The 12,777-nt window shown below is 59.9% G+C and carries 10 protein-coding genes; 6 read left to right on the forward strand and 4 right to left on the reverse strand.

The genetic code is table 11. The features are described 5' to 3' along the window. Positions 1-54 precede the first annotated feature (54 nt). Genes CPY51_RS04290 through CPY51_RS04305 form a run of 4 tightly spaced genes read left to right on the forward strand, consistent with a single transcriptional unit; the run spans position 55 to position 5,126 of the window. Positions 55-948 (forward strand): carbohydrate ABC transporter permease, encoded by an 894-nt coding sequence (locus CPY51_RS04290; RefSeq protein WP_111158811.1) that lies wholly within the window; start codon positions 55-57, stop codon positions 946-948. Beyond that, the gene (locus tag CPY51_RS04295; protein ID WP_111158812.1) at positions 945-1,769 is read left to right on the forward strand and encodes a carbohydrate ABC transporter permease; all 825 of its coding nucleotides are present in this window, start codon (positions 945-947) and stop codon (positions 1,767-1,769) included. Before CPY51_RS04290 ends, CPY51_RS04295 begins: the two co-directional genes overlap by 4 nt. An 8-nt stretch (positions 1,770-1,777) precedes the next feature. Then, the gene (locus CPY51_RS04300; protein ID WP_111158813.1) at positions 1,778-4,021 is read left to right on the forward strand and encodes a glycoside hydrolase family 2 protein; all 2,244 of its coding nucleotides are present in this window, start codon (positions 1,778-1,780) and stop codon (positions 4,019-4,021) included. A 25-nt stretch (positions 4,022-4,046) separates the two neighbouring features. Continuing rightward, the gene (locus tag CPY51_RS04305; protein WP_111158814.1) at positions 4,047-5,126 is read left to right on the forward strand and encodes an ABC transporter ATP-binding protein; all 1,080 of its coding nucleotides are present in this window, start codon (positions 4,047-4,049) and stop codon (positions 5,124-5,126) included. A gap of 4 nt (positions 5,127-5,130) precedes the next feature. Here CPY51_RS04305 and CPY51_RS04310 read toward each other — a convergent pair whose 3' ends face one another. Beyond that, a complete protein-coding gene (locus CPY51_RS04310; protein WP_111158908.1) occupies positions 5,131-5,940 on the reverse strand; it encodes a phosphate/phosphite/phosphonate ABC transporter substrate-binding protein in 810 nt (269 codons plus the stop codon). A 187-nt stretch (positions 5,941-6,127) separates the two neighbouring features. Here CPY51_RS04310 and CPY51_RS04315 point away from each other — a divergent pair, with 187 nt between their 5' ends. Next, on the forward strand, positions 6,128-7,405 hold the full coding sequence (locus tag CPY51_RS04315) for a flavin monoamine oxidase family protein (RefSeq protein WP_111158815.1): 1,278 nt from the start codon (positions 6,128-6,130) through the stop codon (positions 7,403-7,405). 14 nt (positions 7,406-7,419) lie between these two features. Here the strand turns inward: CPY51_RS04315 and CPY51_RS04320 are convergent, their stop codons facing one another. Continuing rightward, positions 7,420-7,977, reverse strand: a complete 558-nt coding sequence (locus CPY51_RS04320) for a DedA family protein (protein ID WP_111158816.1) — start codon at positions 7,975-7,977, stop codon at positions 7,420-7,422. 164 nt (positions 7,978-8,141) lie between these two features. On the opposite strand from CPY51_RS04320, the gene CPY51_RS04325 reads away from it, so the two are divergent. Further along, positions 8,142-10,544, forward strand: a complete 2,403-nt coding sequence (locus CPY51_RS04325) for a glucan 1,4-alpha-glucosidase (RefSeq protein ID WP_195909421.1) — start codon at positions 8,142-8,144, stop codon at positions 10,542-10,544. Between the two features lie 10 nt (positions 10,545-10,554). On the opposite strand, the gene CPY51_RS04330 is transcribed toward CPY51_RS04325, so the two are convergent. Both CPY51_RS04330 and CPY51_RS04335 read right to left on the reverse strand, forming a co-directional pair. Next, positions 10,555-11,934 carry a sensor histidine kinase gene (locus CPY51_RS04330; RefSeq protein WP_111158818.1) on the reverse strand — a complete coding sequence of 460 codons (1,380 nt, stop codon included), beginning with the start codon at positions 11,932-11,934 and terminating at the stop codon, positions 10,555-10,557. Then, entirely contained in the window at positions 11,931-12,587 is a 657-nt protein-coding gene (locus CPY51_RS04335) for a response regulator transcription factor (RefSeq protein WP_111158819.1), read from the reverse strand. The genes CPY51_RS04330 and CPY51_RS04335 overlap by 4 nt, the downstream gene beginning before the upstream one ends. Between the last annotated feature and the right edge of the window lie 190 nt (positions 12,588-12,777).

A 12,777-nucleotide genomic window follows, 5' to 3' on the forward strand; every position in this document is an offset into this window, starting at 1 on the left:
GGTCTTCGGACCGCCTTCTTTGTCCGCGTTTTCTATCCGCCTTGAGGAATATTGATGGCCCTTGCCCGCCCAGGCGGCGTCCGCCGCTACTACGACATCAACGGCTGGCTATTCGTCGGCCCAGCGCTGGCGATGATCTGCATCTTCATGATCTATCCGATCCTGTGGTCGCTGTGGATTTCCTTCCAGTCCGGCCGCGGCATGATGATCAAGTTCGTCGGCTTCGGAAATGTCGTCCGCCTCGTCCACGATCCCGTGTTCCAAAAGGCGCTCAGCAATACGATCATCTTCTTCGTCGTGCAGGTGCCGATCATGATCCTGCTGGCGTTGACGCTGGCAGCCGTCCTGAACAGCCCGAGGCTGATCGGCCGCGACATGTTTCGCACCGCCATCTTCCTGCCCTGCGTCACCTCGCTGGTCGCCTATTCCGCCCTCTTCAAGGGAATGTTCGCCAACGACGGCATCATCAACAGCACGCTTGAAGCAGTCGGCATCATCGCCTCGCCGATCCCCTGGCTGACCGACAGTTTCTGGGCGAAGGTGCTGATCATCATCGCCATCACGTGGCGCTGGACCGGCTACAACATGATCTTTTATCTCTCGGCGATGCAGAACATCGACAAGTCGATCTACGAGGCAGCGCGGATCGACGGGATCAATGCCTGGGGCCGGTTCTTCTACATCACCATTCCACTGCTGAAGCCGGTCATTCTCTTCACCTCGGTGATCTCGACGATTGGCACGCTGCAGCTGTTCGACGAGGTCATGAACATAACGCAGGGTGGTCCGTCCGATTCGACGCTGACGCTGTCGCTCTACATCTACAACCTGACCTTCAAGTTCATCCCGAACCTCGGCTATGCCGCCACCGTTTCCTACGTGATCGTCGTGATCGTGGCGATGCTGGCCTTCCTGCAATTCTTTGCGGCGCGGGAGAGAGACCAATGAGCGGCGACCGGATCAGGAAGGTCCTCGGCGGGACGCTCACCTATGGCTTCGTCGGCATCATGTCGTTCCTGTCCATCTTTCCGTTCGTCTGGATGGTGATTGGCACAACCAACAGCTCGATCGACATCATCAAGGGGCGGCTGTCGTTTGGTGCGGCGCTGGCGACGAACATCCATGGGTTCTTCAGCCAGGTGGATGCGCCGCTGATCTTCTGGAATTCGGCGAAGATCGCAATCCTCAGCACGGTGCTCACCCTCACCGTCTCTTCCTTTGCCGGCTATGGCTTCGAGATGTTCCGCTCCCGCTTCCGTGAGCGGGTCTATAGCGCCATCCTGCTGACGCTGATGATCCCCTTTGCCGCATTGATGATCCCGCTCTTCGTGCTGATGGGGCATGCGGGCCTGATCAACACCCACCTTGCAGTGCTGCTGCCGACCGTCGGCTCTGCCTTCATCATCTTCTATTTCCGCCAGAGTTCGAAGGCGTTCCCGTCCGAGCTTCGGGATGCCGCCAAGGTCGATGGACTGAAGGAGTGGCAGATCTTCCTGTTCATCTATGTCCCGGTGATGCGCTCGACCTATGCCGCCGCCTTCATCATCGTCTTCATGACCGCCTGGAACAACTATCTCTGGCCGCTGATCGTGCTGCAGTCGAACGAGACCAAGACGATCACGCTGGTGATCTCATCGCTTGCCTCGGCCTATTATCCGGATTTCGGCGTCGTCATGGTGGGCACGGTGCTCGCGACGCTGCCGACCCTCATCGTCTTCTTTCTCATGCAACGTCAATTCGTCCAGGGCATGCTGGGCTCAGTCAAATAGGAATGAAAATGCGTTCTGTTGTTGCTTTCAACGAATCCTGGACTTTCCACGAGGGCTTTACGCCGGCGCTCGTCAAAGCCCTGAGTGCCGGGCAATCCGTGAGCCTGCCGCACAATGCCGTGGAACTCCCGTTCAATTATTTCGACGAAAAATCCTACCAGCGCGCCTTCACCTATCAGAAAGTGTTGCGCTGGCAGCCGGAATTTTCCGGGCGCGAAGTATCGCTGGTTTTCGACGGGGCGATGGCGGACTCCGTCGTCTATCTCAATGGAGAGGAGATCATTGCCCACAAGGACGGCTATACGCCGTTCACCGCAAGACTGACCGAACGGCTTGTCGAAGGTGACAATCTCGTCACCGTCAAGATCGACGGCAGCGAGAACCCGGAGATCCCTCCATTCGGCGGCCGGATCGATTATCTGACCTATGCCGGTATTTACCGTGACGTCTGGCTGAAGGTGACCGACCCGGTCTCGATCGCCAATCTCAAGATCGAAACCTCACATGTTCTGACCGACGCGAAATCCGTGACGGTGCGCTGCGACTTCGCCAATCCGACAGACCTTCGGTTCAGGGGCACGGTTGTGGCGACCCTTCGTGACGCCGGCGGCCTGAAGCTGGCGACGGCTGCGACGGATACCCTGGGCGAGAGCGTCACACTGGGGTTCACCAACCTTACAGGCCTTTCGCTTTGGGACATCGACAATCCGGTGCTCTACGAGATATCGGTCGAACTGACGAGCGACCACGGGTCCGACCGCCATGCCTCCCATTTCGGTTTCCGCACGGCTGAATTCACCGTCGAGGGTTTTCGCCTCAATGGACGCAAGCTGAAGATCCGCGGCCTTAATCGGCATCAGTCCTATCCCTATGTCGGCTATGCCGCCGGACGCTCCGCACAGGAGCGCGATGCCGAGATCATGAAGCACACATTGAAGTGCAACCTGGTCCGCACCTCGCACTATCCGCAATCGAAGTGGTTCCTCGACCATTGCGACCGCATAGGCCTCCTCGTATTCGAGGAAATTCCCGGCTGGCAGCACATCGGCGGCGAAGAGTGGAAGCAGGAATCGGTGAAGAACGTCCGCCGCATGATCGAGCGGGATTGGAACCACCCGTCGATCATCATCTGGGGCGTGCGGATCAACGAATCGAAAGATTCACACGACTTCTACCTCGAGACCAACCGCGTCGCCCACGAACTTGACCCAACGCGGCAGACCGGCGGCGTCCGCTTCATCCTCGACAGCGAGTTCCTCGAGGACGTATTTACAATGAACGACTTCATTCTCGGCAACGAGGAATTGCCTGGCCAGAACCGTCCGCGCACGCCGCTGCGCTCGCAGCAGGAATGCACGGGCCTGACACGGACCGTGCCCTACCTGATCACCGAATTTGGCGGGCACATGTATCCGACGAAGATCTACGACCAGGAGCAGCGGCAGGCCGAACACGTCCGCCGGCATCTGGACGTGTTGAACGCCGCCTACGGCGACCCCAATATTTCCGGCGCAATCGGCTGGTGCATGTTCGACTACAACACCCATAAGGATTTCGGCTCCGGCGATCGCATCTGCTACCACGGCGTGATGGATATGTTCCGCGAGCCGAAGTTCGCAGCCTATGTTTACGCCAGCCAATGCGAGCCATCCGAAGAGGTGGTGATGAAGCCGGTGACCTTCTGGGCGCGCGGCGAGCGCAACATCGGCGGCGTGCTGCCGCTCGTCATTCTCACCAATTGCGACGAGGTCGAACTGCGCTATGGCTCGCTCGTCAAGCGCATCGGTCCGGACCGGGAGAATTTTCCGCATCTGCCGCACCCACCTGTCGTCATCGACCATCGCCATTTCACCCGCGATGAGCTCGGCGTCTGGGGCATGCAGTGGGAGGATGCTCATTTTACCGGCTTTGTCGGCGGCGAGGCGGTTTCCGAACTGGATATGGTGGCCGATCCGCTGCCAACGACGCTGCAGGTTGCGGCCGACAGCCAGACGATCCGCACGCAGGATCGCGACAGCACCCGCGTCATCATCCGTGCGCTGGACCAGGTGGGCTCGCGCATTCCATTCATCAATGACGTCGTCTCACTCAAGGTCGATGGTCCGGCAAGAGTCGTTGGGCCGCAGACCATCCCCTTCCAGGGTGGAACAACGGGTTTCTGGCTGGAATCGACTGGGCTGCCCGGCGCCATCACCGTCGAGGTCTCCTCGTCGCGCTTTGCGACGACGACGCTGCAATTGACCGCAGTCTGATGTCACAAAGGAAAGCGGCCACGCCATGAGCGATCTCACACTGCGCAATATCCGCAAATCCTTCGGCACGCTGGAGGTTATCAAAGGCGTCGATCTCGACGTCAAGTCGGGCGAATTCGTCGTTTTCGTCGGTCCGTCGGGCTGCGGTAAATCCACGCTGCTGCGGATGATCGCGGGGCTTGAGGACATTACCGAGGGAACGCTGACGATCGGCGACACCGTGGTCAACGACGTCGATCCGTCGAAGCGTGGGATTGCCATGGTCTTTCAATCCTATGCGCTCTACCCGCATATGACGGTGCGCGACAACATGGGCTTCGCTTTACGCTTTGCCGGTGCGCCGAAAGCCGAAGTGGCGCGGCAGGTGACAGAGGCCGCCCGCATCCTCGAACTGGAGCCGCTGCTCGACCGCAAGCCGAAGCAGCTTTCAGGCGGCCAGCGCCAGCGGGTGGCGATCGGCCGGGCCATCGTCCGCCATCCCAAGGTGTTCCTGTTCGACGAGCCGCTGTCGAACCTCGACGCCGAGCTCAGGGTACACATGCGCATCGAGATAGCACGCCTGCACAAGAAGCTGGCGACGACAATGGTCTATGTGACGCACGACCAGGTCGAGGCGATGACGCTTGCCGACAAGATCGTCGTTCTCAGAAGCGGCATCGTAGAGCAGGTCGGTGCACCTCTGGAGCTCTATGACGACCCGGCCAACCTCTTCGTCGCCGGCTTCATTGGGTCGCCGAAAATGAACTTTTTTAAAGGTGTGATCGAGCGCGGCGAGGGCTCGTCCCTGTCGGCACGACTGACCGACCTCGGCGACGCCCTGATCCCGCTGGCGCTGAACGGAAATGCAACGCCCGGAGCAAAGGTTACCGTCGGCATACGACCGGAGCATTTCGACGATACCGGCACAGCCTCGCTGCAGATGGTGATCGACATGCTGGAACATCTTGGCGGCGAGACTTTCGCCTTCGCCCGATACGGCAACGGTGAGCTGGTGACCATCCAGAGCCGCAATGGCCGAAGCCTCAAGTCCGGCCAGACGATCACCGCTCGCTTCGATCCCGCCAAGGCGCTCGTGTTCGACGAAAAGGGACAGCGGCTTCGCTGAACCTTCATGCGATCTCGGGATAGCCGAGTGCTATTGCCTGCCGCTCCAGATCGGCTAGGCGCTCATAGTCAGCATCGGACAACACTTCGAAGCGGCGAAGCGAGAGGATGTCCCGTACCTGCGAAAGCTCCGGTACAGTCTCGACGCTCGCAAGAATCCGCCTGAGCATCGCGAGCTCTTCGTCGCTGGTGGTCGCATGCGTCACAAAGGGCAGGCCCGGCCCGCCCTCCGTCTCGCCAAGCACCCGGATGTTTGCAAGACGCGCCGGCTCGAAGCGGTTGGTATTGCCGAAGGTGATGCAATCGATCGAGGCTATGTCAGCCATGCCTGTCGCAACCGCGTCAATACTGGCGAGGTGACTGCCAGTCTCGATGACCGAGGAGAAGAAGCGGCCGCCTTGCGCAAAAGGAGCGATGGCCGCACGAAAAAGATTGGTGCCGGAATTGCTGCCGGGCTCGTTGATGGCGGCTACAGCGCCCCTGAGGTCTCCAAGCGATTGCGCCTGACAGTTCCTGGCGACGATGATGAAACTCCGCGTCATCGCGCCGTCGCAGCCCGGCAGATCATAGACCGGAGTTGCTACCAGCCGCACCTTGCCGCGCAATCGTTTCACATAGGGAAAGCCGCAGGTCTGGGCCAAGAGAAGATCCGGGCGCAGCCACGCCGCATCGTAAGCAACATCCTCGTCGAGCACTTCAGGAATACCGGGCAGACCCGCTCGTCGAAGCCCGTCGCGGATAAACCCCCAGAGCATATCGGTCGCAGCAACGAGCGGCGGGTGGCTGGAATACATGGCAAGGCTTGCAAGTCGCATCGGACGGTTGTCTCTGGAATCACGGGCGTCGGGCGTCTTGATACACGCAGCTGCGCGATCCATCACGGAAAATCGGCTGACCGCCAAGGCCTGATTGCCTCCCGGCCGCTTGGTAGAAGTCCGAGGAGGCCTTGGCGTCCGGGGTGCCGCCGTGCAAAATCCTCCAAGTGATGCAATGGAGAATGTGATGTCCGATTCCCTGGAGTGGAAAGGTGGCGCCATCGACGTCACGATCGTCGGTGCGGGTGCAGCCGGGATCGGTGCCGCCCGTCGACTGCAGGCCTTGCGGCCCGATCTTTCCGTCCTTGTCCTTGAGGCCGGAGATCGGGTGGGCGGGCGGGCATGGACAATCAGGCCGCCGCTGCTGGAGGGCAACCCGGTCGATCTCGGTTGCGGTTGGCTTCATGGAGCCCGCACCAACGCATGGACAGGGATTGCCGAAGAGATCGGCCTGACCGTCGAGAAGACGCCGGCGCCCTGGAGCGAGGGCGGCCGCAACCTCGAGGCAAAAATTCAAGCGGAGCAGGACGCAAGAGCGGCAATCAACGAATTTTTCTTGCGTGCGGAGAAGCACAGCGATCAACATCCAGACGGCGCCCTTGCCGACCTGCTTGAGCCGGGCAATCCCTTCAATGGCCGCCTTGGTGCGATCGGCACCTATCTGAACGGCGCCGAACTCGACCAGGCCTCGATCAAGGATTATAGCAATTATGATCCGGGACCCGGGCCAGACTGGAGGATCCGCGAAGGCTATGGCACGCTGGTGGCAACCTATGCTCAACCTGTCCCGGTCAAGCTCGGAGCGATCGTCACCCGGGTCGATCACCGAGCCGCCGACCACATCGTCGTCGAGACGACCATGGGCACGATAGAGACGCGGGCCGTTGTGATCTCCGTCTCGACAAACGTGTTGGCCAGCGAGCACATCCGCTTCGACCCTCCCTTTCCCGAGAAGATCAAGGCGGCCGGCGAGCTGCCGCTCGGGCTCGCCAACAAGCTCTTTCTGCGTACCAGTTTGCCTGAAGAGTTTCCCTTGGATACGCATTTGATCGGTTCGCGGAATTTAAGCGCAACGGGCAGCTATCAGATCCGTCCATTCGGCAGGCCGGTTATCGAGGCCTACTTCGGCGGACCGCTGGCGCATGACCTGGAAAAGGCCGGCCAAGCCGCGGCGCTTTCCTTCGCAAGCGAGGAACTCGCGCACCATTTCGGGAACGAGGTCACCGCGAAACTGGATGTCGCGGCCATGTCGGCCTGGGCGGGAACCCGTCATATCGGCGGATCTTATTCCTATGCCCGACCGGGAGCGTCTCCTCAGCGAAGCGTCTTGGCCGCACCCGTCGACGACCGGCTGTTTTTCGCCGGCGAGGCTTGCTCCCTCTCGCGGTTTTCGACGGCACACGGTGCCTATGAAACTGGTGCCGCCGCTGCAGAGAGGATCGCGATTTCCATCCCAGGTCGGTAACAAGTGCCGTCGCTTCAAGCCAGTTTGTATTTCCTGATAGCCACGACCGCCACCAACACTAGAACGACGGCAGCCAACGAGACAAGAACATGCTGGTGCAGCGGCAGGAAACCCATGGCCTGCTCAATGCTTTGGCCGAAGACATAACCCAGGCCGGAAATGAATGGCCCCCAAATGAGGGCAGCCAAGGCATTCAAGGTGACGAATTTCGCCGTCGTGACTTTTGACGTGCCAATCGCGATCGGGCTGATCGTCCGTAGGCCGTAGAGGAAGCGAAAAGCGAAGATAAATCCCGTCGGATAGCGTTCCAAGAGCTCGTGCACCCGCACAAAAGCCGGCTTTCGCAGGACTGCCTGAACCGTCGGATATTGCCGTGCATAGCGGCCGGCAAAGAAGAATATCTGATCCGCACAGAAAGAACCCATGGATGCTGCAAGCGCGACTGCCCAATAGGGCAGAAGATGCCGGTGGGAGAGGACGCCGCCGAGAAAGACCACAGTCTCCCCCTCGATCGCCGCACCGATGAAGACGGCCAACAGTCCGTACTGCGCAATGAGAGGTTCGAATGACAACGCGTTTTGCTCCGGCTCCGGCAAGCGCAACACGCTGCATATATGACGAGCGCTTGCCTTGGGGCGAACTTACGTGATTGACATGGCGTTCGCCAGTCGCTTGATTTGATGCGGAAAGACGTCACGATGGGCGTCGATGAACAAGCGCAAACAGGATCACTGATTTGACCGACCGAATAGATCCTCCCGGCGCCCCGGGAATCACGCCCCGCTGGACCTCAAGCGACAAGAGCGCCGTCGGAACCGCCGCAAATCCAGAGAGCCGCGTCTGGTTTACGGTCAGTCATGGCATCCTGAACGAGATTTACGCGCCCCGGCTCGACATGGCCTGTATCCGCGATTTCGGTTTCGTCGTGACCGCGGATAGCTATTTCTCCGATGAGAAGCGTGACGCCGACCACACAGTCGAGATGATCGAAGACGGCGTCCCTGCCTTCCGCCTCGTCAATACTTCGAAGGACGGTCGATATAGAATTACAAAGATCATCCTGACAGATCCGGATCGCGAGGTCGTCCTGCAGGATATCCGGTTTGAGGCGCTGATCGGCAATCTGTCGAACTATCAGGTCCACGCGATCGTCGCGCCGCATCTCGTCAATGCCGGCAGCGAGAACACGGCGTGGTACGGAGACTTCAAGGGGCACCAGTTGCTTTTCGCCGAAGGCAGGGGAACAGCTCTTTCGGTTGCCGCCACTGTCCCATGGGCCGCACGGTCGGCGGGCTATGTGGGGACCTCGGATGGATGGCAGACCCTGTCGCGTGGAGAGGGGTTGAAAGCAGAATTCCAGCGCGTGGAAAACGGTAACGTTGCGGTCTCCGGCACGCTCGATCTCGCCTCCGCCAACGGCCACGCCCTTGTCGCGATCGGGTTCGGCACACAGCCCGAGGAGGCGGCGTTCAGGGCCATTCTCAGCCTGCAGCATGGCATCGAGCCAGCCCTAAAACGCTATCGGGCGGGATGGCGCCAATGGCAGCGCGGCCTTATTCCCCTCGATGAACCGCACGACCCCACGCAGCTGAACCGATATCGCGTCAGCACGTCGGTCTTAGCGACGCACCGCGATGACGCCACCGGGGCGATCATCGCCAGCCTTTCCATTCCCTGGGGATCGACAAAGAGCGACGACGATCTCGGCGGATACCACCTGGTCTGGACGCGCGACCTGGTCGAGACCGCCGGTGGATTGCTCGCCGCCGGTGCAGGCGAGGAGGCGAAATCCGTTCTCGATTATCTGGTGACAAGCCAGGAGGCGGACGGCCACTGGGTGCAGAATTCCTGGCTTGACGGCCGACCCTATTGGTATGGCATCCAGCTCGACGAAACAGCATTCCCGATCCTGCTCTACGACATGTTGCTGCGTGCCGATGTCCTCGGGCCATCGGATGCGCCGCGCTATCTGAATATGATCGAGCGGGCCGCAAGCTTCATCGTCCGGACCGGACCGGCAACACAGCAGGATCGCTGGGAAGAAGACGGTGGATATTCTCCATTCACCCTCGCAGTCGAGATCGCCGGTCTGCTGGCAGCGGCGGACGCCGTTGACGCGGCGGATAAGACCGCCATGGCGAACTATCTCAGGGAGGTCGCCGACGGCTGGAACGAACAGATCGAGACATGGACCTACGTGAGCGACACGGAATTGTCCCGCCAGCTCGGGATCGACGGCTACTATATGCGGATCGGCTCGGCAACCGGCGACGGCATGTCGAGCGCCCGCGGGCTCATTCCCATCCGCAACAGAGCCGACGGCAACGCAATGCTGGAGGCCGGAATGCTTGTTAGCCCGGACGCACTGGCGTTTGTGCGCTTCGGCCTTCGCGCGGCCGACGACGTCAGGATGCTGAATACGGTAGCGGCGATCGACGCGGTTTTGAAGCGCGAGCTGCCGGCTGGACCCTATTGGTATCGATATAATGACGACGGCTATGGCGAGCAGGAAGACGGTGCGCCCTTCGACGGAGCCGGGATAGGCCGACTGTGGCCCCTGCTCACCGGGGAGCGCGCCCACTACGAGATTGCGGCGGGCAGGCCCGAGGAAGCCTGGCGGCTGCTTGCGACGATGGAGGCCTCCGCTAGCCCGGGCGGCCTGCTGCCCGAACAGATATGGGACGGGAAGGACATAGTCGAGCGAGAGCTCTTCCTGGGCCAGCCCTCCGGCAGCGCGATGCCGCTGGTCTGGGCGCATGCCGAACATGTCAAGCTTTTGCGGTCTCTTAGGGACGGCGTCGTTTTCGACATGCCGCCACAGACCTTTCGTCGCTACGTGAAGAACACGCCCGCCCCTGCTCCGATCGTCTGGCGCAAGGTCGCGCCGGTCGGGCTGATCGATGTCGGCCGCGGGTTGCGCCTCGAATTCATGGAGCCCGCTCTCGTCCATTGGTCTGCAGACAATTGGTCGACGACGACCGATACCGTTGCGAAGGATACGGGACTGCAGACGTATCTCTGCGACCTACCGACGCGAACCCTGGCACCTGGCGCTGTCATCCGCTTCACGATCTTCTGGTCGGAGCGGAATTGCTGGGAAAGCGCCGATTTCGCCGTGAGCGTCGGACCCGCCGCATAGCCTGCCTGCGTCATTGCTCTTTCGGCAGGTTCAGATTGATCCGAAGGCCGTTGCCCCAGGATGGTGTGGTAAGCTCGATTGTTGTGGCAAGCCGGTCGGCCACATCCGCGACGATGGCAAGCCCCAAACCCGCCCCTTCAGTTTGGAGCGTATCAATCCGATAGAATCGCTGGAAGACCGCTTCGCGCTGACCTGGCGGGATGCCGGAACCGCTGTCGCTGATCGACAACCGGCACCGGCCGGGCTCGGACGAAACCACCACCTCGATCCTGCCGCCGATAGGGGTGTACTTGATCGCATTATCCATCAGATTGCTGATCATCATGCGCAGCAACGACTCGTCAGTCTTTACCTCGGCCTGCTCGTCGCCTTCGAGCGATACGTCCAACTGTCGCTCGTTCAGGATGTTGCCAAACTCTGCAAGGACCGAGGCGGCGACGTGATAGAGCAGCACCGGCATGAGTTCCAGCGGATGGTGGCTCACCCTTGCCAGCCGCAGCAGTTGTTCGATCAGATGCATGGCGCGGTCATTGCTGGCGACCAGATCAGCGACAATTGCCTGGCGTTCCTTTTCCGTGTCGGCATTGGCGAACATCTGCAGCAACAGTTTAACCCCTGCCTGCGGCGTCCGCAGCTGATGCGCTGCAAGGTCCGAAAACCGTCGCTCCAGTGTCAGGGATCGCGCAAGTTTTGCAAGAAGCTGATTGATCGAGCGACCAAGCGGCAGCAGGTCCCGCGGCAAAGCTTCCACTGGAATAGCGGCTAGGTCATCCGGCGATCGGGTCCGGATATCGCGCACAAGGCCATGGATGCTGCTCAATCCACTATTGATGCCAAGCCAGATGAGAAAACCGATGATCGGGATCAGGATGAGCAGCGGAAAAAACAGGTTGAGCAGGATATTGGAGACAAGCGTCTCCCGAAGGGCGATCTTTTCCCCGACCTCCATGACGATCGTCGAGTTCGGTATCGGCAGCGAATAAACCCGCCAGGTCTCGCCTTTGTAAGGCACGGTGCTGAAACCTGCCATCTCCTGGGGAACATCGGAAAGGAAGGCCGTACTGTTGTAGACAAGGATGCGACCGTCCGCCCAGCAGCGAAACATATGCGCATCGGCATAGTCGTCCGCGTCGTCATTGAGGGCCAGCTGGTTGTCCATGTTGAAATCTATGTCGTCAATCCGCTGCGGTGGTCCCACCATCGGACGTTGCAGTCTGTGCTGCAGCAAGCCCCATAGAACGTTTGCATCGTTGATCAGTTGGGCATCGTAGATATTATCGATCTCGCGCGTCGCGCTGTTGAACGCAAAAGCCCCAATGACGACAATGGTGACGATCACCACCGGTGCGATCCTAAGGAAGAGCTTGCGCGTTAGCGTCGAGTTGTTCATCGCTCAATCATGTATCCGACGCCGCGGATCGACTTGATGAGGTCGGCTCCGAGCTTCTTGCGAAGATTGTAGACCGTCACCTCGATCGTGTTGCTCTCGACGGCATTGTCGGCATCATATAACGCATATTCAATATCGTTCTTGGTGACATAACGGCCATTGCGCTCCATCAGAAGCCTGAGCAAATGGAACTCCTTTGCCGTCGTGTGGACCCGCGCGCCGGCCTTAAGGACGATCATGGACGATGGATCGACTTCGACGTCGGCGCAGCGGATGATCGTTTCCGTTCGCCCCTCCCTTCGTCGGATGAGCGCCCGCAACCTGGCAAGCAGCTCATCTAGATCAAATGGCTTGACCATGTAGTCGTCGGCGCCCTCATCCAATCCTTCGACCTTCTGACGAACGGCATCAAGCGCGGTCAGCAGCATCACCGGCACCCGGTCGCCCTTGTGGCGGATGCCCTTCAACACGCCGATGCCACTCAGCTGCGGCAGGTTGATATCGAGAATAGCGGCGGCGAAATGAGAACTTTCAAGCGCAAGAAGGCCCGACTGCCCATCGCGGAGCCAATCGACGCCATAGGCATGCTTCTCCAAGGCCTTCTTCAGCGATGAGCCAAGAATGTGATCATCTTCAACCAACAATATCCGCACGACATACCTCAATCCGTTTAAGAAATCTCATAGCCTGAAATAGGTGGTCCGAAATACGTCGAAACTTGGCCCGCAAGAGGCTGTATCCGCCAATTTTACCTCATTTTTACATGCGCGTCATCGGCAACCGAAGATTGAAAGGCACCTGCCCCAGATTTCATTTCGGCTTCAGTTTGAACTGCTAGGACAC

Origin of the sequence: Arminella tubonensis (genome assembly GCF_003240585.1) — a bacterium.
In the GTDB taxonomy this organism is placed as follows: Bacteria; Pseudomonadota; Alphaproteobacteria; order Rhizobiales; family Rhizobiaceae; genus Rhizobium; species Rhizobium tubonense.